Annotated in this window: 23 protein-coding genes and 1 tRNA gene; 15 read left to right on the top strand and 9 right to left on the bottom strand. The window is 67.0% G+C overall.

Going from position 1 to position 21126, the window contains the following annotated elements; genetic code table 11:
- Nucleotides 1–39: 39 nt before the first annotated feature.
- Genes JO391_RS00630 through infA form a run of 4 tightly spaced genes read right to left on the bottom strand, consistent with a single transcriptional unit; the run spans nt 40 to nt 2024 of the window.
- Nucleotides 40–198, bottom strand: a complete 159-nt coding sequence (locus JO391_RS00630) for a DNA gyrase inhibitor YacG (RefSeq protein ID WP_220662297.1) — start codon at nt 196–198, stop codon at nt 40–42.
- Nucleotides 195–1232: a ribonuclease E/G gene (locus tag JO391_RS00625; protein ID WP_220662296.1), complete on the bottom strand. Its 1038-nt coding sequence runs from the start codon at nt 1230–1232 to the stop codon at nt 195–197. Before JO391_RS00625 ends, JO391_RS00630 begins: the two co-directional genes overlap by 4 nt.
- Nucleotides 1229–1804 (bottom strand): Maf family protein, encoded by a 576-nt coding sequence (locus tag JO391_RS00620; protein WP_220662295.1) that lies wholly within the window; start codon nt 1802–1804, stop codon nt 1229–1231. The genes JO391_RS00625 and JO391_RS00620 overlap by 4 nt, the downstream gene beginning before the upstream one ends.
- 1 nt (nt 1805) lies before the next feature.
- Nucleotides 1806–2024, bottom strand: a complete 219-nt coding sequence (gene infA, locus JO391_RS00615; protein WP_023664579.1) for a translation initiation factor IF-1 — start codon at nt 2022–2024, stop codon at nt 1806–1808.
- Between the two features lie 251 nt (nt 2025–2275).
- Between infA and JO391_RS00610 the strand changes: the two genes are divergently transcribed.
- Nucleotides 2276–4351: a calcium-binding protein gene (locus tag JO391_RS00610; protein ID WP_220662294.1), complete on the top strand. Its 2076-nt coding sequence runs from the start codon at nt 2276–2278 to the stop codon at nt 4349–4351.
- A 63-nt stretch (nt 4352–4414) separates the two neighbouring features.
- On the opposite strand, the gene JO391_RS00605 is transcribed toward JO391_RS00610, so the two are convergent.
- Nucleotides 4415–5791, bottom strand: coding sequence for a cytochrome P450 (locus JO391_RS00605; protein WP_220662293.1), 1377 nt, complete (start codon nt 5789–5791; stop codon nt 4415–4417).
- Nucleotides 5792–5910: 119 nt separating this feature from the next.
- Between JO391_RS00605 and JO391_RS00600 the strand changes: the two genes are divergently transcribed.
- From JO391_RS00600 to JO391_RS00585, 4 genes are all read left to right on the top strand, one after another.
- On the top strand, nt 5911–6642 hold the full coding sequence (locus JO391_RS00600; RefSeq protein WP_259444778.1) for a hypothetical protein: 732 nt from the start codon (nt 5911–5913) through the stop codon (nt 6640–6642).
- An 88-nt stretch (nt 6643–6730) separates the two neighbouring features.
- Complete coding sequence (gene tuf, locus JO391_RS00595; RefSeq protein WP_220664386.1) at nt 6731–7906, top strand: elongation factor Tu; 1176 nt, start codon at nt 6731–6733, stop codon at nt 7904–7906.
- A gap of 196 nt (nt 7907–8102) precedes the next feature.
- Nucleotides 8103–8642 (top strand): hypothetical protein, encoded by a 540-nt coding sequence (locus JO391_RS00590; RefSeq protein ID WP_220662292.1) that lies wholly within the window; start codon nt 8103–8105, stop codon nt 8640–8642.
- A gap of 131 nt (nt 8643–8773) precedes the next feature.
- A tRNA-Trp gene (locus JO391_RS00585) sits at nt 8774–8849 on the top strand.
- Between the two features lie 92 nt (nt 8850–8941).
- Here JO391_RS00585 and JO391_RS00580 read toward each other — a convergent pair.
- A complete protein-coding gene (locus JO391_RS00580) occupies nt 8942–10312 on the bottom strand; it encodes an MFS transporter (RefSeq protein ID WP_220662291.1) in 1371 nt (456 codons plus the stop codon).
- On the bottom strand, nt 10309–10545 hold the full coding sequence (locus tag JO391_RS00575) for a DUF2798 domain-containing protein (protein ID WP_220662290.1): 237 nt from the start codon (nt 10543–10545) through the stop codon (nt 10309–10311). Before JO391_RS00575 ends, JO391_RS00580 begins: the two co-directional genes overlap by 4 nt.
- A gap of 112 nt (nt 10546–10657) precedes the next feature.
- Here JO391_RS00575 and JO391_RS00570 point away from each other — a divergent pair, with 112 nt between their 5' ends.
- Together JO391_RS00570 and JO391_RS00565 are read left to right on the top strand one after the other, a co-directional pair.
- A complete protein-coding gene (locus tag JO391_RS00570) occupies nt 10658–11563 on the top strand; it encodes a LysR family transcriptional regulator (protein WP_220662289.1) in 906 nt (301 codons plus the stop codon).
- Nucleotides 11564–11666: 103 nt separating this feature from the next.
- Entirely contained in the window at nt 11667–12398 is a 732-nt protein-coding gene (locus JO391_RS00565) for a DUF4386 domain-containing protein (protein WP_220662288.1), read from the top strand.
- A gap of 33 nt (nt 12399–12431) precedes the next feature.
- Here JO391_RS00565 and JO391_RS00560 read toward each other — a convergent pair whose 3' ends face one another.
- Nucleotides 12432–12905: an Lrp/AsnC family transcriptional regulator gene (locus JO391_RS00560; protein ID WP_220662287.1), complete on the bottom strand. Its 474-nt coding sequence runs from the start codon at nt 12903–12905 to the stop codon at nt 12432–12434.
- 340 nt (nt 12906–13245) lie between these two features.
- Here JO391_RS00560 and JO391_RS00555 point away from each other — a divergent pair, with 340 nt between their 5' ends.
- The 8 genes from JO391_RS00555 (at nt 13246) to arsJ (ending at nt 20397) form a co-directional block, all read left to right on the top strand.
- Nucleotides 13246–13470 carry a hypothetical protein gene (locus tag JO391_RS00555; RefSeq protein WP_220662286.1) on the top strand — a complete coding sequence of 75 codons (225 nt, stop codon included), beginning with the start codon at nt 13246–13248 and terminating at the stop codon, nt 13468–13470.
- An 89-nt stretch (nt 13471–13559) separates the two neighbouring features.
- The gene (locus JO391_RS00550; protein ID WP_375155711.1) at nt 13560–14675 is read left to right on the top strand and encodes a sulfate ABC transporter substrate-binding protein; all 1116 of its coding nucleotides are present in this window, start codon (nt 13560–13562) and stop codon (nt 14673–14675) included.
- A 38-nt stretch (nt 14676–14713) separates the two neighbouring features.
- A complete protein-coding gene (cysT, locus tag JO391_RS00545; protein ID WP_259444776.1) occupies nt 14714–15520 on the top strand; it encodes a sulfate ABC transporter permease subunit CysT in 807 nt (268 codons plus the stop codon).
- A complete protein-coding gene (cysW, locus tag JO391_RS00540) occupies nt 15513–16394 on the top strand; it encodes a sulfate ABC transporter permease subunit CysW (protein WP_220662284.1) in 882 nt (293 codons plus the stop codon). The genes cysT and cysW overlap by 8 nt, the downstream gene beginning before the upstream one ends.
- Nucleotides 16395–16402: 8 nt before the next feature.
- Complete coding sequence (locus JO391_RS00535; protein WP_220662283.1) at nt 16403–17122, top strand: sulfate/molybdate ABC transporter ATP-binding protein; 720 nt, start codon at nt 16403–16405, stop codon at nt 17120–17122.
- A gap of 168 nt (nt 17123–17290) precedes the next feature.
- Nucleotides 17291–18136: a metalloregulator ArsR/SmtB family transcription factor gene (locus tag JO391_RS00530; RefSeq protein WP_220662282.1), complete on the top strand. Its 846-nt coding sequence runs from the start codon at nt 17291–17293 to the stop codon at nt 18134–18136.
- Nucleotides 18137–18139: 3 nt separating this feature from the next.
- Nucleotides 18140–19147, top strand: a complete 1008-nt coding sequence (locus JO391_RS00525; RefSeq protein WP_220662281.1) for an ArsJ-associated glyceraldehyde-3-phosphate dehydrogenase — start codon at nt 18140–18142, stop codon at nt 19145–19147.
- Between the two features lie 59 nt (nt 19148–19206).
- A complete protein-coding gene (gene arsJ, locus JO391_RS00520) occupies nt 19207–20397 on the top strand; it encodes an organoarsenical effux MFS transporter ArsJ (protein ID WP_375155710.1) in 1191 nt (396 codons plus the stop codon).
- On the opposite strand, the gene JO391_RS00515 is transcribed toward arsJ, so the two are convergent.
- On the bottom strand, nt 20394–21038 hold the full coding sequence (locus JO391_RS00515) for a hypothetical protein (protein ID WP_220662279.1): 645 nt from the start codon (nt 21036–21038) through the stop codon (nt 20394–20396). The genes arsJ and JO391_RS00515 overlap by 4 nt on opposite strands.
- Between the last annotated feature and the right edge of the window lie 88 nt (nt 21039–21126).

Here is a 21126-nt window from a genome sequence, read left to right as displayed (position 1 = left end):
CCGGGTGCTGTCCAGAGGGGGAACGGCGAAAAAACGTCATCATTCTTCGCGCGGCGGGTTTTCCGGGGGCTCTGTCTCGTCGGCCGGAATGCGGTAGCTGCCCGACATCCAGCGCCCGAGGTCGATGTCGGCGCAGCGTTTCGAGCAGAAGGGGCGATAGCGCGGTTCGGCGGGCTTGCCGCAGATCGGGCATTTCACGGGAGCACCACGGCCAGGGGAAGACGGTCGCGGCGGCGGGTCATCTCGAACAGCCCCAGCGTCGTCCAGCCGGCAAGCTGGGTCTGTTCGCCGTCCGACTTGAAGGCGGCTCGCAGCACCTGATCCAGGATGGCGCGGTCGCGCTTGGGGACCGGCGCGAAATCCACCACGATCTGCCCGCCAAGCCCGCGCAGGCGCAGCTGGCGCGGCAGGTCGCGGGCGGCGGCGATGTTCACCTTCAACCCGGTGCCAGGCGAGGTATCGGTCCCGGTGTTCACGTCGACCGCGATCAGCGCGCGGGTGGGTTCGATCATCATGTGCCCGCCGCCCGGCAGATCCACGCGCGGCGACAGCAGCTCTTGCACAAGGTCCAGCACACCGTCGCGCGCCATCGCACCGTCCACCACCTCGTCGGGCACCGGGTCGCCCCAGTCGCGCCAGGCCAGGTCATGCGCCCCGGCCCCCTCGACCAGAAGTTCCGGCCCGCCCTCCAGGTCAGCCACCACGGCCTCGGCCAGACCGCGCATCGCGGCGATGTCTTCGGCAACCGCTTCCGGCTCGGCGCCTTCGCAGGCCGACCGCAGGATCAGGCCCAGATCCTCGGGCGCGCCGGCCATCGCGGCCTCGGCCAGCGGCTGCAGCGCCGCGCGCTCATCCTCGTCGCGGATCCGGCGCGAGATGTTCAGGCCCGGCGCGCCGGGCGTCACGATGGCATAGCGGCTCTTGAACAGAAGGCGCGTCGTCACCGGCAAGGCCTTGCCATCTTCGGCCGGGCCAGTGCCCTGCACGATCAGTCGCTGGCCGGGCGCGATGCCGGCGGTCTGGCGCAGGAAGCCCGAGACGCCGCCGGGCAGCTTCACGAACATGCCACCCTGCCCCTTCATCGGCCGGTCCGCCACCGCGCGCCACATCGCACCTGGCAAGGGCTGGTCGTCCGCCGGGTCGATAAGGAAATCCTCCAGCCGACCGTCCACCACCAGCGCAGCGGCAGGCCGTCCCGAGATTTCGTCCAGATGGATCACACGGCCCTTCATGGGCTCCTCCACAGGGGATAGCCCGCGGCCTGCAAGAGCGCGGCGGTTTCGGCGAGCGGAAGCCCCACGATGCCGGCAAAGCTGCCCGAAATCCAGGGAATGAAGGCCCCGGCCGCGCCCTGGATGGCATAGGCGCCAGCCTTGCCCTGCCATTCGCCGCCAGCGAGATAGGCGTTCAGTTCGTGATCCGACAACCGCTTCATCTTCACGTCGGACAGGCTTTCGCGCGTCCAAAGACGGTCGCCCCGCCGCACGGCAAGCGCGGTGATGACCTGGTGGCGCCGCCCGCCAAGTGCGGTCAGGAAACGGGCCGCCTCGCCGGCATCGGCGGGCTTGCCCAGGATGCGGCGGCCAAGGGCAACGGTGGTATCGGCACAAAGCACGATGTCATCCGGCCCGGCCGGAACGGCCAGCGCCTTTTCACGCGCAAGCCGCGCGGCATAGGGGCGGGGCAGTTCGCCCTTGCGCGGGTCTTCGTCGATGTCGGGCGGCAGGATCGCGTCGGGCACGATGCCCAGTTGCGCCAGAAGTTCCTTCCGGCGGGGCGATCCCGAACCGAGGATGAAGCGCAACTTACTTGAAGCGGTAGTTGATGCGCCCCTTCGACAGGTCGTAGGGCGTCATTTCCACCTGCACCTTGTCGCCGGCCAGAACACGGATGCGGTTCTTGCGCATCTTGCCTGCCATCGTCGCGATCAGTTCATGGCCGTTGTCAAGCTCGACCCTGAACGTCGCATTCGGCAGGAGTTCCTTCACGACGCCCGGGAATTCGAGAATGTCTTCCTTGGCCATGGTCACTCCGAATGGGAACAGGCCCGCAGAAACCGCAGGCCGATGGGCGGTCCTATGCGCCGCCAACCAAGGATCTGCAAGGGAAAACTGTGACGGGCCGGCAAGGTTTCGCGTTTGTTTTCAGGCAAGGCAACTCTGTAACGATTGTAACAGAGAGCCGCGCCGCGCGGCGCCAATCTGAAACACGCGCCCGGCATGGTGCAGGTCAAGGCAAAGCGCCTTCCTCACAATCGCATTTCAGGAGAAGTTTCATGGTCACGAAAACCGGCACCTCGGGCAACGACATCATCGGCGGCACCTCCGGTTACGACTATCTTTACGGTGGCGCCGGGAACGACATTCTGCTCGGCAATGATCTGGAAGACGAGCTTTACGGCGGGGCGGACAGTGACACCATGTCCGGAGGCGCAGGCAACGATCTGCTTGACGGCGGCAAGGGCGCCGATGTCATGGAGGGCGGCTCGGGCTCTGACACCTATTGGGTCGACGATGCGGGCGACAAGGTCGTCGAGAACCTGAACGCGGGCTATGACGCGGTCAACACCATGCTCAGCACCTACACGCTGACCGCCAATGTCGAGGAGCTGTCCTACAAGGGTGCCACGAATGCGCGGATGACGGGAAATGCCCTGAACAACTGGATCACCACCGGCACTGGTCTGGACACGATCTACGGTGGCGACGGCCATGACCGCATCGAAGCCGGCGCCGGCAACGACATCGTCTACGGCGGCAAGGGGATGGACACGATCTTCGGCCAGGGTGGCAACGATACGCTCTATGGCGAAGGCGACGATGACACCTATCACCTGGGTACCTTCGCGGAAGGGCGCTACGATCAGCTGATCGAATTGGCGGGCGGTGGCATCGACACCGTCGTCACCGCCGGGCGCGGCTATGCGAACGCGACCGGCGCGGTCGGAGAGACCCATTACTTCACGCTGGACGCCAACATCGAAAACGTCATGGCAAGCGGCGACTACGCCTATCTGCTGACCGGCAACGCCGACAACAACCGCATCACCGGAGCCGGCCGCGCGGATACGCTGGATGGCGGCGCCGGGGCCGACACGCTTGGCGGCGCGGGTGGCAGCGACACCTACATCCTGGACAACGCCGGCGACACGATCCAGTACGAGGCGGCCGGCAAGGTAGATTACGACACTGCCAGGGTTTCGGGCATGGGCAGCTGGACCATTGCCGAAGGCATCGAGCGCGTCGAGATCGGCGCCGGCGTCAGCCAGATCATCGGCAATGCCGAAGCGAACGAAGTGTACGGCACCGCTGCGGCCGAAACGATCCTGGGCAATGACGGCAACGACGTCCTGTTCGGCCTGGGTGGAATCGATAGCCTTGTCGGCGGCCTTGGCAATGACACGATGAAGGGATCGGCCGAGGGCACCACGATGGAAGGCGGCCAGGGCGACGATCTCTACTGGGTCACTTCGGGCGCGGACGTGGTGAAGGAGGACGCAGGCGGCGGTTACGACAACGCCATCGTCTTTGTGAACTGGACGATGGCCGCCAATGTCGAAACCGCGGATGTCTGGCTTGATGCCGGCCTCGCCGTGATGGGCAATGCCACCGGCAACTACATCGGCGGGGCCGGCGGCAACGATACGCTGTCCGGTGCCGGCGGCAACGATACGCTCATCGGCGGCCTCGGAGACGACGTGCTCAACGGCGGCGCCGGCGCGGATATGCTGAACGGCGGCGCCGGGGCGGATGCGCTGTCGGGCGGGGCGGGCAACGACACCTATGTCATCAAGGACGCGGCCGACACGGTCAACGAAGCAGCCAGCGGCGGCAATGACCTGGTGCAGGCCTATGTCGATCACGGGCTGGCCGCCAATGTCGAGAAGCTGGAACTGATGGAAACCGCGGTTTCGGGCACCGGCAACGACCTTGCCAACACGCTGACCGGCAACGCGCTTGCCAATGCGCTGGACGGCATGGCCGGCGCCGACATCCTGGTCGGCGGCTTGGGCGCAGACAGCCTCACCGGAGGGGCCGGCGCCGACCGCTTCGTGTTCCGTCTGGGCGACTCGGGCACGGATGCGGCCAGCCGGGACATTGTGACCGACTTCGTCCATGGCGAAGACCGGCTCGACCTGCGCCAGATCGACGCCAACATCGCGACCCTGGCGGACGAGGCCCTGAGCTTCATCGGCACGGGCGCGTTCACAGGCGCCTCTGGCCAGTTGCGCTACGAGGCCTTTGCGGGCGGCCTGACCGTTCTGGCCGACATCGACGGCGACATGGTCGCGGATTTCAGCGTCACCCTGCTGGACCAGACGAAGCTGATCGCCGGCGACTTCCTGCTGTGACCCAGCCCGTCAGGCCCCTGAGTCTGGCAAAGGCAGCGCGCCGGAACCGGCGCGCTGATGGCATCAGGCACGGTCGATCATCAGCCACACGCCGCCTTCCGGGCGCAAGGTGAGGATCATCACGGGCTTGGGGTCGCGTCCGGGGATCGGGGCAAAGCGGAAGCGCGCCAGCAGGGTGGACAGGATGATGACCGCCTCCTGGATGGCGAAGTTGGCACCGATGCAGATGCGGGGTCCGTCGCCGAAGGGCAGGAAGGCGAAGCGGTCGACCGACTTGGGGTCGGCGAAGCGCGAAGGGAGGAAGGCATCGGGGTCGGACCACAGAAGCCGGTGGCGGTGCAGCGCATAGATCGGCAGGATCACCGTGTCGCCGCGCCGCACCTCGCGGCCGCAAAGCCGGTCTTCGGCCATGGCGGTGCGCGACAGGAAAGCGGCGGGCGGGTAAAGGCGCAGCGCTTCGTCCACGATGCGACGGGTGAGCGGCAGCCGGGCCACGTCTTCGGCCGTGGCGGCGCGGTCGCCGAGGACCTGTTGCGCCTCGGCCCGCGCCTCGGCCTGCACGGCGGGATCGAAGGCGCAGAGGTACAGCGCCCATGACAGGGTGAGCGCCGTCGTCTCGTGCCCGGCGACGATGAAGGTGAGAAGGTTGTCGCGTAGTTCGGCCGTGGTCATCTTGCGGCCGGTCTGCCTGTCCTCACCCGCCATCAGCAAGTCAAGCAGATCGGGCACGGGTTTCGCCCCCTCGGACCGGCGGCGGTCGATGGCGAGATCAGCCATGCGCTTGGTCTCACGCATGGCGGAACCGGCGATCAGGCGCGACGGGCGCGGCACCCAGGGCGGCGCACCCAGGATATCCAGGATCGAGACCTTGGCGGTCTGGCCGATGTATTGCTCGATGGCGCGGTGCACGGCGGCGCGATCAAAGCCCTCGCCGCCCGAGAAGGTGACGTCGGCGATGACCTCGAAGGTGGCGGCCACCATCTCGTCGAAGAGGTTGGCGGCGCGGCCCGGAGCCTGCATCAGCCGGGCCGAGGCGCGTTCGGCCGCCGCCGTCATCACCGGGGCCAGCGCGGCGACGTTGCGGTGGCTGAACACGGGCGCAGCGGTGCGGCGCTGCCACAGCCATTCGCGCCCCTCGGCCACGAAGAGACTGTCGCCGATGGCGGGTTCAAGGATCAGCTTCGTGACGACGGATTTGGGGTAGTTGTCCACCGCATCGCGCAGGATGTGGCGCAGCGCGGCGGGGTCCATCACCATGTGCCAGCGCTTGCCCGTCGTGCCCGAGACGATGGGCTGGCGCACGGCGATTTCCGGCACCAGCCCCAGCACGTTGCGCCGCCCGGCCTGGAGCGAGCCCCAGATGCCAAGCGGCTTCGTGCCAAGCGGCACGCGCACGGGCAGGCGGGTTTCGGGCGCAGGAACGGGACGGGGATCGGTCATGGCAGGACTCGCGCGGGGTGATCTGCAATTTAGCGCGGTTGCCGCCGATCCCAAGGCGGGCGGGTTGCGTGGAAGGCCGGGTTCAGGCTATGCCGGGTGCGCCCCAACGGAGCCGCCAGATGCCGAAATTGAGCAGGATTCTCTTGATTGCCGGTCTTGCAGCGGGACTTGCGGCCTGTTCCATCAAGAAGAACGACCTGGCCGATCCGCCCGTGCCCCTGGGCGATTTCGTGCTTGGGCACAATATCGTGATCCCCGACAACCTGGAGATGGTCCCGCTGTCACGCGAGGCCAGCAAGGAAGAGTGGAAAGAGGTCATGACCAAGGCGATGGAAGATCGCTTTGGCCGGTACGAGGGCACACGGATGTATGACTTCGGCGTGGCGCTGAACGCTTATGCTCTGGCACCGCCCGGTGTGCCGGTGGTGGCGGCGCCCAAGTCTGTCCTGGTGATCACGGTGAACATCTGGGACGACGCCACCCAGACCCGCCTGAACCCCAAGCCGAAGCAACTGACCATCTTCGAAGACCTCTCTGCCGATACGGTGATCGGGTCGGGGATCACGCGCAACAAGCGCAAGCAGATGGAAACGCTGAGCTATCTGGCGGTGCAGAAGATCCAGGACTGGCTGGTGCGCAACCCGCAGTGGTTCACCGACAATCCGCAGGTGGGCGACAACACCGAGAACGACCCCAACCCGCTGGCGCCCTTCATGGCCCAGGCCGGCGTGACGCCCGAGGAAGCCGCGGCCTCGCCATCGGCGCAGATTGCGCCCCCGGCGGCCGTACCCGCGACAGAGGCCATTGCCGTGGCGCCGATCGCGGCGACGCCTGCGGTTCCGGCCAACTGACGCTTGATTTTCCCGGGCCTTCGGCATAAGTCGCCGCGCGTGTGAACCGAGGGCCCCCGACAGGGCCCCCATCATGAGGGCGCCCGAAATGGCAAAGGCAAAGTTCGAACGTAACAAACCGCACGTCAACATCGGCACGATCGGCCACGTTGACCACGGGAAGACGACGCTGACGGCGGCGATCACGAAGTATTTCGGCGAGTTCCGCGCCTATGACCAGATCGACGGCGCTCCGGAAGAGCGGGCGCGCGGGATCACGATCTCGACGGCGCACGTGGAATACGAGACCGAGAGCCGTCACTATGCGCACGTGGACTGCCCCGGCCACGCCGACTATGTGAAGAACATGATCACCGGCGCGGCGCAGATGGACGGCGCGATCCTGGTCTGCGCGGCCTCTGACGGCCCGATGCCGCAGACGCGCGAGCACATCCTTCTGGGCCGCCAGGTGGGCATCCCCTACATGGTCGTCTACATGAACAAGGTGGACCTCGTGGATGACGAGGAACTGCTGGAACTCGTGGAAATGGAAGTGCGCGAGCTTCTGTCGTCCTACGAATACCCCGGCGACGACATCCCGATCATCAAGGGCTCGGCCCACCAGGCGATGATCGGCGAGCGTCCGGACATCGGCGAGCAGTCGATCCGCGCGCTGATGAAGGCGGTGGACGAATACATCCCGACCCCGGCCCGTGCGGTTGACCAGCCCTTCCTGATGCCGATCGAAGACGTGTTCTCGATCTCGGGCCGCGGCACGGTTGTCACCGGCCGGGTCGAGCGTGGCGTGATCAACGTCGGCGACGAAGTGGAAATCGTGGGCATCCGCCCGACGAAGAAGTCGGTCTGCACCGGCGTGGAAATGTTCCGCAAGCTGTTGGACCGCGGCGAGGCCGGCGACAACGTGGGCGTTCTGCTGCGCGGCGTGGAACGTGACGGTGTGGAGCGCGGTCAGGTTCTGTGCAAGCCGAAGTCGGTGAACCCGCACACGAAGTTCGAGGCTGAAGCCTACATCCTGACGAAGGAAGAAGGCGGCCGCCACACCCCGTTCTTCGCGAACTACCGCCCGCAGTTCTACTTCCGCACGACGGACGTGACGGGCACCGTGAAGCTGCCGGAAGGCACGGAAATGGTGATGCCGGGCGACAACCTGAAGTTCGAGGTCGAGCTGATCGCCCCGATCGCCATGGAAGAAAAGCTGCGCTTCGCCATCCGCGAAGGCGGCCGCACCGTCGGCGCAGGCGTCGTCTCGAAGATCATCGCCTGATCTTCAGCCGGGGCGACCTGATCGCCCCCGCAGGACATTCCGAAGGCCCCGGTCGATGACCGGGGCCTTCCTGTTTCGCGTTCCGGATAGCACCGCTGCCGGGATTCGGGAGACTGCACCGCGCAGGCGGGATGGGCACAGTCCCGCCCTGCCCTCCACCGGCCGCTTTGTCATGGCCCAATTTGCAGGAGTCTCCATGAAGATCGCGCTTACCCTCATGACCGTCACCGCGCTTGCCCTGCAGGTTCCGGCCTCGGCCGCGCATGCCGACACGAAGTCGGATCAGGCCGCTGCGGCAGCACTGGCCATCCTTGGCGTGGCCGCCCTCATGCACAACAAGCACCACTACCAGTCGGGCTATGCCCCGGGGACCGGAGAGGCGACCGCTGAATTTGAACGCGGCTACCGCGATGCGACCCACGGCTACAACTATGACGAATACGGCAGTACCCAGGATTATGCCCAGGGCTACGAGGCCGGCATCGAGGAACGCACCAACGCCAATGCCTACCGCCGCAACAATGCCTCCGGCGGCAATGGCGTGCCCTCGGCCGTGATCTCGGCCTGCACCCAGCTTGTGGCGAAGAACTATGCGGTAGGCATCCACCACGTCCACGTCACGAATTCGTACCAGAAGAGCAAGCACGAATACGTCGTGGAAACGGCAGTCGGCCACGGCGACATGGTCTGCACGGCCAAGGATTCGGGCGAGATCATCGACCTCCGCGGCAAGTAGGGCGGGGCGGCCGTTCCCTGGACACCGGGGCGCCCTGCGCCCCGGCGAAGGGGTACGGCAAGCCATGGGCATGCCCCGTCGATTGGCCCTTGATTTCGCCCGTGGCCTGCCGTAACCCGCTGCCACGGCCTAGGGGTATAGCTCAGTTGGTAGAGCATCGGTCTCCAAAACCGAGGGTCGCGGGTTCAAGTCCTGCTGCCCCTGCCAGTCTTCCGCCAGAATGACGAGAAAGCCGCGCATGTAGCGCGGCTTTTCGCTCTTGGTCAGGACCCGCGATCGGCCGGCACTTGTTCCAAGGCTCATGACCCGCGACCGGCCTGCGCAATGGCAAAGGCGAGCAGGGAAAGGCAGGCCCCGACTGCGAAGGTGAGTTGCAGCCCCGCACCGGCGCCCGCGCCAAGCCAGGCCAGCCCGCCCGCGCTGCCCCAGGCGAACAGCGCGCCCATCGCCGAGGCGCCCGCGATGAGGCCCATGTTGCGGGCAAGGCCCAGCAGGCCCGAAACCAGGCCGCGTTGTTCTGCGTCCGCGCGCGCCATGACGGCGGTGTTGTTCGAGGCCTGGAACAGGGCATAGCCCGCGGTCATGACGGCCAGGCTCGCGGCATAGCCCGGCCAGCCTAACCTCACAGGCACCAGCGCCATCAGCACCGAGCCGAGGACAAGAAACCCCAGCCCCAGACGGGTGACGGCGAGGGTGCCGAACCTGTCCACCGCCCGGCCCGCCGGGACGCCGCAGAGGGCCGAGACGGCGGGCCCGACCGACATGACCAACCCGGTGTGGAGCGCGTCGAGACCCAGCCCCAGTGACAGGAAGAAGGGACCGACGACCAGGGTGGACATCAGCACGGCCGCCACCAGCCCCGAGGCTGCAAGCCCCGCGGAAAGCGGCCAGTCGGCCAGCAGACCCAGCCGGATCAGCGGATGCGGCGCGCGCATCTCGACCCAGAGGAAGGCGAGGGTTGCCGCAAAGGCGATGGCCGGCAGCGCAGGCCAAGCCACGGCGGCCGCGTTGGCGGGGGTCAGGGCAAGCGCGAGGGCGGCCAGGGCGGCAGCCAGCAGGACAAGGCCCGCGGTATCGAACTGCAAGGGGCCAGACAACGGGCGGTCGGCCGGGAGAACGCGGCGCGCGACGGCACCGGCCGCCGCGGCGAGGATCGCCAGGACGGCAAAGACAGCGGGCCAGCCCCACAGGGCGACAAGGGCGCCGCCCACCGAGGGGCCAAGCGCCGTGCCGATGGCCGATACCGTGCCCATCAGGCCCATTGCGCTGCCGGCGCGGGTCTTCGGCACGAGATCGCCCACCGAGGCGATGGCCAGTGCCATCAGCAGGGCGGCGCCGAGGCCCTGAACCGCGCGCGACGCGATGACCGCCCAGAGGGCGGGGGCCAGCGCGCCCACGGCCGAGGCGGCCGCGAAGACCGCGAAGCCGGCCACGAGCAGACGGCGGCGGCCCAGCATGTCTCCCAGCCGTCCAGCCCCGACGATGAAGGCCGAGAGGGTGAGGAGATAGGCCAGCACCACCCATTGCACCGCCGGGAACTCCCCGCCGAAGTCATGGGCCATGTCGGGCAGGGCCACGTTGACGATGCTGGTGCCCATCGAGGGCAAAAGCATCGCGGCCGACAGGACGGCCAGGCCGGGCCAGGGCAGCTGCGGGGTCTGCGGGTTCATTGCGCCCGGCCCTCGGAGCGGACCGCCAGCGCCACGAGCCGGCGGGCCAAAGGCGCCACGACCAGAACGACGGGGAAGGCCACCGTCCAGGAGGGCAGCCAGGCGCCGGCCCAAAGGCTGCCAAAGCCCTCGGACAGGCCGGCGTTGCGCAGCGTGGCGACTCCCGACACGACAAGCGACATGAGGCCGGAAAGCAGGAAGCCGAAGAGGAAGGGGGCAAGGCGTGCAGGCATGGGATGTTCCTTTCTGATGGATGCCCGTGACCTAGTCCGGTGCCGATCATTGCAGAACGCGCAGCGATTGCATGATATCAGTGCATCTGACGCCATGATGCCGGAGTTCCCGATGCCCGACCTGAACTTGCTGGTGACGCTGGATGTGCTGCTGTCCGAAGGCAGCGTTGCGGGGGCGGCGCGCCGGCTGCGGCTCAGTCCTTCGGCGATGAGCCGGGCGCTGGCGCGGCTGCGCGAGGTGACGGGCGACCCGCTTCTGGTGCGGGCCGGGCGGAGGCTGGTGCCCTCGCCCCGCGCCATCGAGCTGCGCGCGCAGGTCGGCGCGCTGGTCGAGGGGGCGCAGAGCGTGCTGCGCCCAGCCGAGGCGCTGGACCTGGGCGGCCTGCGCCGGCAGATGACACTGCGGGCCAGCGAGGGTTTTGCGGAGACCTTCGGACCGCAACTGCTGTCACGGGTGGGGGCAGAGGCGCCGGGTGTGGTGCTGCACTTCCAGACCAAGCCGGACAAGGACAGCGCGCCGCTTCGCGCGGGCGAGGTGGACCTGGAGACCGCGGTGCTGGATGCGGCGACGGCGCCGGAACTGCGGGCGGTGGCGCTGTTCGACGACCGATGGGTCGCCGTTGTGCGGGAGGGCCACCCGCTGACAGGGCAACTGGTCTCGGCCGAAGCCTATGCGGGCGCGGCGCATGTGGCAGTGGTGCGGCGGGGGCTGCTGGCGCAGGGCATGGATGAAGCGCTGGCCGGTCTGGGGCTTGACCGCCGCGTGGTGGCCGGGGTCAGCGGCTTTGCCAGCGCGATTGCGCTGGCGCGGCAGACCGACCTGGTCGCCACCGTCCCAGAGCGGCATACCGAGGGGCTGCGGACGGGGGTTGCGGTGCTGCCCCTGCCCTTCGCGCTTCCGCCCTTTACCCTGTCGCTCTTGTGGCATCCGAGGATGGAAGGCGACCTGGCGCACCGCTGGCTGCGCGATCTGGTGGTGGCCGTCTGTGGCGAAAGGCGCGGGAGACGCTCGGAGTGACATGGCGCGTCGTGCACTGATGACCTGCATATAGTGCGCCTTCCGCATGGTTGGTGCGGGGCGCAGGATCGTGGCTGTTCCACTTCAACCAGAGCATTTCGCCATGACCCAAAGCCTTGCCGACCCGCTTTCCCCTCGCCAGGCGCAGCGCCTTGCGCGTCTGACGGGGCTGTTCTTCCTGATCACCTATGCGGCCTCGATCCCGCCGGTCATCAGTTTCTATGCGCCTGCGCTGAGTGATCCGGCCTTCATCCTTGGCGGCGGCTTCGATGCCGGTATTTCCTGGGGGGCGCTGTTCGAGATGGTGCTGATTGCCGCCAATGTCGGAACGGCGCTTGCGATGCTGCCGATCCTGAAGCGGCAGAGCGAGGTTCTGGCGCAAGGGTTTCTTGCGGCGCGGCTGATGGAATCGGCTTTCATTGCGGTGGGGATCGTGGCCCTGCTGGCCCTGAACACGCTTCGCGCCAGCCCCTCGGGCGCGGACGAGGTAACGCGCATGGCCATCGGTCAGGCGCTGGTGGCCACGCATGACTGGACCTTCCGGCTGGGGCCGGGCGTTGTGGTCGGCGTCGGCAACGGGCTGATCCTGGGCTTTCTCATGTGGAAGACACGGCTGGTGCCGCGCGGGCTGTCGGTCCTGGGCCTGATCGGCGGGCCGGCGCTGCTCTTGGCGGGGGTGGCGGTGATCTTCGGCCTGATCGACTTCGCCTCGGTGCCACAGGTCATTGCCACCGTTCCCGAATTTTTCTGGGAGTTGGGGCTTGGCCTGTGGCTGATGATCCGCGGCGTCGATCCAGAGGCGCTGGAGCGGCTGCTCGATCGTCCCCGCCCCTGAGCCGAAGCGCCGCGCCCAAGGGCGCGGCCTTCCCTACCGGCTGGTGGTATTGACCGGCAAGGCCGTGGTGAACTTGATGCGTTCCATCGCGAAATGCGAGGTCACGTTCTTGACCGGGACGGCATCGGTCAGACGACGATAGAAGGTATCGTACTGGTCCATGCCCTGCGCCACGACCTTCACGAGGTAGTCCATCGTGCCGGCCATGCGGTACAGTTCGGTCGCGACCGGCTGGGACTGGATGAAGCGCGTGAAGGCCTCGCGCCACTCGGCACTGTGATCGGTGGCCTCGATCTCGACAAAGACGGACAGGCCGAATCCCAGCCGGGCCGGATCCGGCAGCGCCACGCGGCCGGTCAGCACGCCCGAGGATTCGAGTTTCTGGATGCGCTTCCAGCACGGGGTCTGCGAGAGACCCACCCGGTCGGCGATCTGCGCAATGGGCAGGGTCGCGTCGCGCATCAGTTCGGCGACGATCTTGCGGTCGATCAGGTCCAGGTCCGTCATCCGTTCAGTTCCCCGAGTCCCGGCGCTGTTGGCGGCGCCGGTGCGGGAGGATGGCACAAAACTCGACAATGTCTATCGTGTTTTGGAAGGATTTACCCCTCGGATGGGCCTGAACGGGACTGATCCACCTCATCCGCGGGGTGCCTCGGGCTGATCCTGCAGCAAGATGGGGCATTTTATTCGTTTTACTTCTGATATTTACCAGAAACTCGCCCGAAGCCGTGGAATAAACTTCCAAATATACGATCACTTTTGGCGTGAATTTTCCGTTGCGATACTCGACTTCATCAGTCGATATTAAGACACGGGCCGTCAGCCCGACCCAGCCGGAGACCATGCCATGCCCACGCCAGCGACCACCCTGTCCATCGTGACCCCCGGGACCGCGCTCTGTGCGGTCAGCCTGATCGACCGCCGCACCGGGCGCCCGCATCGCGTGAACGGCGCGCCGCTTCTGGTGTTCACCCGGACGCCCGATTCGGCCGCGACCGACCTGATGCGTGGCCGAGACCCGGACATCTGGGAGACACGCATCGACCTCATCGGAAGGGAGCGGCTGTCATGATCGCCCCGCGTCCCGACTTCGCGCCCATCTCTTCCGCAACCGCATTCCCCTTGGCCCCTGTCGTGGCCCCGCCGTCCATGGAGACCGAATTGCTGACCACCATCATCCTTGCCGGGCGAATCTCGGCTCAGGGCACCCGTCTTGAGAACCATGCCGACGGCCGCGTGACGGTCTCGACCGGAGGGCTGCGCCTGACGGGCTGGCCCGTGGCCAAAGCGATCCGCGCCGCCACGGCGGCCGTCGCGCTGGCGCTTCTGTCGGTTGCCGCGCCGGGCGCGGCACGTGCCGAGAGCCTCTTGAACGTAAGCTACGACCCGACGCGGGAGTTGTACCGCGCCATCAACGAGGCCTTCGCGGCCGACTGGCAGGCCAAGGGGAACCCCGAGCCGCAGATCGAGACCTCGCATGGCGGGTCGGGCTCGCAGGCGCGGGCGGTGATTGACGGGCTGCAGGCGCAGGTGGTGACGCTGGCGCTGGCGGCCGACATCGACAAGATCGCCAAGGCCGGCAAGCTGCCCGAGGACTGGCAGTCGAAACTGCCGCACAACTCTTCGCCCTATACCTCGACCATCGTGTTCCTGGTGCGCGAGGGCAATCCGAAGGGGATCAAGGACTGGGGCGACCTTGTCGCGGACGGGGTCGAGGTGATCACGCCGAACCCCAAGACCTCGGGCGGGGCGCGGTGGAACTATCTGGCCGCCTGGGCCTGGGCCGAGAAGAACGGGCAGGATCCGAAAGTCTTCGTGAAATCATTGTTCGAGCATGTGCCGGTGCTGGACAGCGGCGCGCGCGGCGCGACCACGACCTTCGCGCAGCGCGGCATCGGCGACGTGCTGCTCGCATGGGAGAACGAGGCCTATCTTGCCCTTCAGGAAATGGGCGACGACCAGTTCGACATCGTTGTGCCTACTGTCTCGGTCCTGGCCGAGCCGCCGGTGGCGCTGGTCGATGGCAACATTACCAATGACGAACAGCGCAAGCTGGCGGAGGCCTTCCTGAACTACCTGTACACCCCGGAGGCGCAGGCGATCATCTTCAAGAACTTCTACCGGGGTTGGGATACGTCGAAGGCCGATCCGGCCGACGTGGCGCGGTTCCCGAAGCTGGACCTGGTGTCGATCGACTCCTTGGGTGGCTGGGGCAAGGTCCAGGCCGAGCACTTCGCCGACGGCGGTATCTTCGACCAGATCTACGTTCCAAAGTGAGGCAAGCCATGGGTCGACCTTTCGTCCAGAGGTCCCCCATGCCGGGTTTCGGCCTGAGCATGGGGGTGACCCTGACGATGCTGTCCCTGGTGGTCCTGCTGCCGATCGGCGCCCTTCTTATGAAGGGCGCCGCCTTTGGTGCAGGGAATGTCTGGGATGTCGTCAATACGCAGCGGACCTGGGCCGCGCTGTATCTTTCGTTCCGGCTTTCGCTGTTCGCGGCGGCCTTCAACCTTGTTTTCGGGGTCCTGCTGGCCTGGGTGCTGGTGCGCTACCGCTTTCCGGGGCGCAAGCTGATCGACGCGGCGGTGGACCTGCCCTTTGCCCTGCCCACGGCAGTGGCTGGCATCGCGCTGACCGCGCTTTATGCACCCAACGGCGTCTTTGGCTCCATCGCCAAGGACCTCGGATTCCGCATCGCCTATACCCAGTGGGGCATCCTGATCGCGCTGATCTTCGTGGGCCTGCCGTTCGTGACGCGGACGGTGCAGCCGGTAATCGAGGAAATCGAGCGCGAGGTCGAGGAAGCCTCGGCCACCTTGGGCGCGGGGCGGTTCTACACCATCCGCCGGGTGATCCTGCCGATGCTGGCCCCCGCGGCGCTGACCGGCTTTGCGCTGGCGCTGGCGCGGTCGGTGGGGGAATACGGCAGCGTCATCTTCATCGCGGGGAACATTCCGCTGCAGACCGAGATCGCGCCGCTGCTGATCGTGATCCGGCTGGAAGAGTTCGACTATGACGGCGCCTCGGCCATCGGCATCGCCATGCTGTTCATCTCTTTCACCATGCTTCTTGCCATCAATGCGGTCCAGATCTGGAGCCGCCGGAGGATCGGCCATGTCTGACCTGACCCTTTCCCCCGGCGCCGTGCGGCCTGTCCGCCGGTCGGCCACCACCGAGGCGCCCTGGGTGCGCGTGGCGCTGATCCTGGGCGTGGTGGGTACGCTGATCGTGCTCTTGTTCGCGCCGCTGATCGCCGTCTTTGCCGAGGCGCTGAGCAAGGGCCTTGGCGCCGCAATCGAGTCGCTGGGCAATGCCGAGGCGCGGTCGGCCATCGGGTTGACGCTGACGGTGACGGCGATTGCGCTGCCGCTGAACGCGGCCTTCGGCATTGCCGCCGCCTGGGCCATCACCAAGTTCGATTTCTGGGGAAAGTCGGTGCTGATCACGCTGATCGACCTGCCCTTCTCGGTCTCGCCTGTGGTGGCGGGGCTATGCCTGGTGCTGGTGTTTGGCGCAAACACGGCGCTTGGCACCTGGCTGGTGGCTTCGGGCTGGCCGATCATCTTTGCCCTGCCCGGCATCGTGCTGGCCACGATGTTCGTGACCTTTCCCTTTGTGGCGCGCGAGTTGATCCCGGTGATGATCGAACAGGGCAAGGCCGAGGAAGAGGCGGCGCTGACCCTGGGCGCCGGGGGCTGGCGGGTGTTCTTCACCGTGACCCTGCCCAACATCCGCTGGGCGCTATTGTACGGGGTGCTTCTGTGCAACGCCCGCGCGATGGGCGAGTTCGGCGCGGTTTCGGTGGTGTCGGGCAAGATCCGCGGCCAGACCGCGACCATGCCGATCACCATCGAGATGCTGTACAACGAGTACCTTTCGGTCGCCGCCTTTTCGATGGCGGCGCTGCTGGCCCTGCTGGCCCTTGTCACCCTGGCCCTGAAAACCCTGCTGGAATGGCGTCATGCCGACCAGCTTGCCGCATCCCACCGCCATTGAGGTCTGCCATGCTGATCGAAATCGACGAAATCTCGAAGGAATTCGGCACCACCGCGGCGCTGCACCCGGTTTCGCTGTCCATCCCCTCGGGGGCGCTGGTGGCGCTGCTGGGGCCTTCCGGATCGGGCAAGACCACGCTTCTGCGCATTCTGGGCGGGCTGGAATACCCGACCTCGGGGCGGGTGCTGTTCGACGGGCGCGACGCCACGGGGCTGAGCGTGCAGGAGCGGCGCGCGGGATTCGTGTTCCAGTCCTATGCGCTGTTCCGGCACATGACGGTGTTCGAAAACATCGCCTTCGGCCTGCGCGCCCGGCGGCGGGCCGAGCGTGTGCCGGAAGCCGAAGTCAGGCGGCGGGTCGGCAAGCTGCTGGAGCTGATCCAGCTGCCCGACATCGGCAAGCGCTATCCCAGCCAGTTGTCAGGCGGCCAGCGGCAGCGCGTGGCGCTGGCGCGTGCGCTGGCGATCGAGCCGCGGATGCTGTTGCTGGACGAGCCCTTCGGCGCGCTGGATGCCCGCGTGCGCAAGGACCTGCGCCAGGGCCTGCGCGACATTCACGACACGACGGGGCTGACGACGGTGTTCGTGACGCATGACCAGGAAGAGGCGATGGAACTGGCCGACCTGGTGGTGGTGATGTCGATGGGGCGGATCGAGCAGATCGGCCGGCCGCAGGACATCCGCTCGCGACCGGCCACGGCCTTCGTTCGGGACTTCATCGCCGCCTGACCGGGGCGGCCCCCGGCAGGAGGCGAAACCTTCCCCGCGGGGAAGGTTTCCGATGCAGCGGCGGGAACATCCGTTGATCTTGGCAGAACCTTCCCCGCGGGGAAGGTTTTTTTTGCTGTCATGAAAGCTTCATTGGACGGGGCGCATTGATTCCAATATTCCGGAATTATGGAACATGATTCAGCCGCCCGCGCCTTTACCATGCTTGGCCATCCCGGCCGGCTGGCCGTCTTTCGCCTGCTGATGCGCTTTGCGCCGCAGGGCGTGCGGCCGACCGAGATTGCCGCGACGCTTGGCCTGAAGCCGAACACGCTGTCGCATCACCTGGCCGACCTTGGCGCGGCCGGGCTGGTGCAGGTGGAGCGGCAGGGGCGGTCGCTGCTGTACTCTGTCGATCTGGAACGGGCCGAGGCGCTGATCGGCTATCTGGCGCTGGATGTGGGCCGCGCGCGGCCCGACCTGCTGGCCCCCCTTCTTGGCTATCGAAAGGACCCCGACATGCTGGATACGGATTTCGACGTGCTGTTCATCTGTTCGGGCAATTCGGCCCGGTCGATCTTTGCCGAGGCGTTGTTGCGCGATCTGGGCAAGGGCAAGTTCCAGGCCTTTTCGGCCGGGACACGGCCGAATACCGAGCTGAACCCCTTTGCGCTGGAAGTGCTGAAGCGGAATGGCCATGACATCTCGGGGCTGCGGTCCAAGCATGTGAGCGAGTTCCAGCGGCCCGATGCGCCGGTGATGGATTTCGTCTTCACCGTCTGCGACACGGCGGCGGCCGAGGAATGCCCGCCCTGGCCGGGCCAGCCGATCACCGGCCATTGGGGTCTGCCGGACCCGGTGAAGGCCACCGGCACCGATGCCGAAAAGGCGCTGGTCTTTGCCCAGACCTATGCCGCGCTGCGCCGGCGGATCGCTGCCTTTGTCGAGCTGCCCTTCGCCAGCCTGAGCCGCATTTCGCTTCAGGCGCGGGTCGATGCCATCGGGGCCGATACCTTGACCCATGGGAAGGGCTGACCCATGCCCCGCGTCGCCCTGAACGGCCTTGGCCGGATTGGAAAGCTGGCCCTGCGCGACCTGATCGACACCGGCGCGGGCGGAGAGATCGTGCTGGTAAACGATCCCGTTGGCGATGCCGAGCAGCACGCCCTGCTGATGGAGTTCGATTCGGTCCATGGTCGCTGGCGCACGCCGGTTGCGGCGGCAGAGGGTGCGCTGGTGCTGGGTGGGCAAAGCATCCGGCTGACGCATGAGAAGACCATCGAGGCGCTGCCGCTGGCCGAGTTGGGGGTGGACTTGGTGGTCGATTGCACCGGTGTGTTCAAGACCGCGGCCAAGGTGGCGCCCTATTACGCTGCGGGGGTGCGGAAGGTCGTGGTCAGCGCGCCGGTGAAGGATGGCGGGACGCTGAACCTGGTCTATGGTGTGAACCATCACCTTTATGACGGCTCGCAGAGCCTGGTGACGGCGGCGTCCTGCACGACGAACTGCCTGGCCCCGGTGGTGAAGGTGATCCACGAGGCCCTGGGCATCCGGCACGGGTCGATCACCACGATCCATGACGTGACCAACACCCAGACCATCGTGGACCGCCCCGCCAAGGACATGCGGCGCGCGCGGTCAGCGCTGACCAACCTGATCCCGACCACCACGGGCAGCGCCACGGCGATTGCGCTGATCTATCCCGAGCTGAAGGGCCGGCTGAACGGCCATGCGGTGCGGGTGCCTTTGCTGAATGCCTCGCTGACGGATTGCGTGTTCGAGGTGGAGCGGGCGACCACGGCGGAAGAGGTAAACGCGCTGTTCCGCACCGCCGCCGAGGGGCCCTTGAAGGGGATCCTGGGCTTCGAGAACCGGCCGCTGGTGTCTTGCGATTTCACCAACGATCCGCGGTCGTCCATCGTGGACGGACCTTCCACCATGGTGACGGGCGGTACGCAGGTGAAGATCTATGCCTGGTACGATAACGAATGGGGCTATGCCTGCCGGCTGGCCGATATCGTCCGGATGGTCGCGGGGTCGGTGTGAGCGCCTCCCCCAATCCCCTGCGCGCCTATGCGGCCGTGACGGCGGCCTATTGGGCCTTCATGCTGTCGGACGGCGCCCTGCGGATGCTGGTGCTGCTGCAGTTCAACGCGCTTGGCTTCACGCCGGTGCAACTGGCCTGGCTGTTCCTGCTGTATGAACTGGCCGGGATCGTGACCAACCTGGGTGCGGGATGGCTGGCGGCGCGGTTCGGGCTGGCGGCGACGCTCTATGGCGGGCTGGCCCTGCAGATCGGCGCGCTGGTGGCTCTGGCGCAGCTGGACCCTGGTTGGGGCGTTTCGGCCTCCGTCGTCTTCGTGATGGCAGTGCAGGGCGTCTCGGGCGTGGCCAAGGACCTTGCCAAGATGTCGTCGAAATCGGCGGTGAAGCTTCTGGCGCCATCGGAGGCGGGTGGGCTTTTCCGGTGGGTCGCCCTTCTGACCGGATCGAAGAATGCGGTGAAGGGGTTCGGCTTCTTCCTGGGCGCGGCGCTTCTGGCGCTGGCGGGGTTTCAGGCGGCCGTTTGGGGCATGGCGGCAGTGCTGGCCGCGATTCTGGCGGCGGTGGTGCTGTTCTTGCCGGCGGGTCTGCCGGGGCGGATGAAATCCGAGGACAGCTGGGGCGGCTGGCGGTCGAAGGACTGGCGGGTGAACCGGCTGTCTCTGGCGCGGATGTTCCTGTTCGGCGCGCGGGATGTGTGGTTCGTGGTGGGCATCCCGGTGTATTTCCAGTCGGTTCTGTCGGATGGCAGCGCCGAGGGGCGGCGCGCGGCCTTCTTCCTGGTGGGCGGCTTCATGGCGCTGTGGATCATTGCCTACGGGCTGGTGCAGGGACTGGCGCCGCGCATCCTGGGCCGGAAGGACCAGACCGAGGCCGCCATGGTGGCGAAGGCCACCCACTGGGCCGGACGTCTGGTGCCTTTGCCGTTCCTGCTGGCCGGGGCGGCCTGGGCTGCGGGCGGGCCGGCCCTGTGGCTGACAGCGGTGCTTGTGCTGGGGCTTCTGGCCTTTGGCTTTGTCTTTGCGGTCAATTCCTCGGTCCATTCCTATCTGATCCTGGCCTTCGGGGCGGCCGAGCGGATCACGCGGGATGTCGGGTTCTATTACATGGCCAATGCGGCGGGGCGGCTGATCGGCACGCTTCTGTCGGGGTTGAGCTATCAGGCGGGCGGCCTGCCCCTGTGCCTGGCCACGGCAGGCGGCATGGCGTTGGCGAGCTGGCTTTCGATGCGCTGGTTGCGGGCGGGAGCCTAGCTGCCAAGAATGTTGATGGCACGCGAGGCAACGACCACCAGCGTCAGAAGCGAAATGGTGCTTTGCAGCATCATCAAGAGCTTGGCGCGGGCCGTCAGCGGTGAGGCATCGGTGGTCGAGAAGGCCGTGGCGGTGGAAAAGGCGAGGAAGAGGTAGTCCACGAAGATCGGCCGCCAGCCGGGCGCCACGTCCGGGGCGTGATCGTCCTGGGGAAAGCGCCAGTCGGGCAAGGGCGTGACGCCGCTGTGCCGCGCCTCGGGTCCGCCCCGGTCGACCAGCCAGTAGATCAGCGAGAAGTAGAGGACATTGGTGCCCCAGATGGCGACCGAGGAGGCGAAGAGCACGAGCCCGTCAAACTCGGCCGCGTGGAGCGCGAGGGTTTCGATCATGCGGCCAAGGATCATCAGGCTGCCTAGGATCGCGAAGCCGACCAGGGTGAGGATCACGCGGCGTTCGATCCGCTGCCAGAACACAGAGCCGCGGGTGAGCGAGACGCCGACCATGGGAATCAGCATGAGCGTGCCCACCAGATAGGGCGTCCAGAGCGGTGCCATGCGGACCCGCTCGGGCAGGAAATGGAGAAGGATGGTGACGGCGATCAGCGTGGCGGCAACCGGCCAGCGCGGCTCGGTGCCTGTCACCGGTGCCCTGGTCTGCGCGTTCCTGGCCTGTTGCACTGGTCATCCCCCCTGCGGTTGCGCGCACGCTAGCCGAGGCGGGGGGACGGGG

Origin of the sequence: Neotabrizicola shimadae, from assembly GCF_019623905.1 — a bacterium.
Lineage (GTDB): Bacteria > Pseudomonadota > Alphaproteobacteria > Rhodobacterales > Rhodobacteraceae > Neotabrizicola > Neotabrizicola shimadae.
This window is presented reverse-complemented; position numbering and strand designations above follow the sequence as displayed.

Bases quoted from the DNA above. Each gene is read 5' to 3' on its own strand.
- JO391_RS00625 (WP_220662296.1), bottom strand. From the start codon at position 1,232: ATGAAGGGCCGTGTGATCCATCTGGACGAAATCTCGGGACGGCCTGCC.
- infA (WP_023664579.1), bottom strand. From the start codon at position 2,024: ATGGCCAAGGAAGACATTCTCGAATTCCCGGGCGTCGTGAAGGAACTC.
- JO391_RS00610 (WP_220662294.1), top strand. From the start codon at position 2,276: ATGGTCACGAAAACCGGCACCTCGGGCAACGACATCATCGGCGGCACC.
- JO391_RS00605 (WP_220662293.1), bottom strand. From the start codon at position 5,791: ATGACCGATCCCCGTCCCGTTCCTGCGCCCGAAACCCGCCTGCCCGTG.
- JO391_RS00600 (WP_259444778.1), top strand. From the start codon at position 5,911: ATGCCGAAATTGAGCAGGATTCTCTTGATTGCCGGTCTTGCAGCGGGA.
- tuf (WP_220664386.1), top strand. From the start codon at position 6,731: ATGGCAAAGGCAAAGTTCGAACGTAACAAACCGCACGTCAACATCGGC.
- JO391_RS00590 (WP_220662292.1), top strand. From the start codon at position 8,103: ATGAAGATCGCGCTTACCCTCATGACCGTCACCGCGCTTGCCCTGCAG.
- JO391_RS00580 (WP_220662291.1), bottom strand. From the start codon at position 10,312: ATGAACCCGCAGACCCCGCAGCTGCCCTGGCCCGGCCTGGCCGTCCTG.
- JO391_RS00575 (WP_220662290.1), bottom strand. From the start codon at position 10,545: ATGCCTGCACGCCTTGCCCCCTTCCTCTTCGGCTTCCTGCTTTCCGGC.
- JO391_RS00570 (WP_220662289.1), top strand. From the start codon at position 10,658: ATGCCCGACCTGAACTTGCTGGTGACGCTGGATGTGCTGCTGTCCGAA.
- JO391_RS00565 (WP_220662288.1), top strand. From the start codon at position 11,667: ATGACCCAAAGCCTTGCCGACCCGCTTTCCCCTCGCCAGGCGCAGCGC.
- JO391_RS00560 (WP_220662287.1), bottom strand. From the start codon at position 12,905: ATGACGGACCTGGACCTGATCGACCGCAAGATCGTCGCCGAACTGATG.
- JO391_RS00555 (WP_220662286.1), top strand. From the start codon at position 13,246: ATGCCCACGCCAGCGACCACCCTGTCCATCGTGACCCCCGGGACCGCG.
- cysT (WP_259444776.1), top strand. From the start codon at position 14,714: ATGCCGGGTTTCGGCCTGAGCATGGGGGTGACCCTGACGATGCTGTCC.
- cysW (WP_220662284.1), top strand. From the start codon at position 15,513: ATGTCTGACCTGACCCTTTCCCCCGGCGCCGTGCGGCCTGTCCGCCGG.
- JO391_RS00535 (WP_220662283.1), top strand. From the start codon at position 16,403: ATGCTGATCGAAATCGACGAAATCTCGAAGGAATTCGGCACCACCGCG.
- JO391_RS00530 (WP_220662282.1), top strand. From the start codon at position 17,291: ATGGAACATGATTCAGCCGCCCGCGCCTTTACCATGCTTGGCCATCCC.
- JO391_RS00525 (WP_220662281.1), top strand. From the start codon at position 18,140: ATGCCCCGCGTCGCCCTGAACGGCCTTGGCCGGATTGGAAAGCTGGCC.
- arsJ (WP_375155710.1), top strand. From the start codon at position 19,207: ATGCTGTCGGACGGCGCCCTGCGGATGCTGGTGCTGCTGCAGTTCAAC.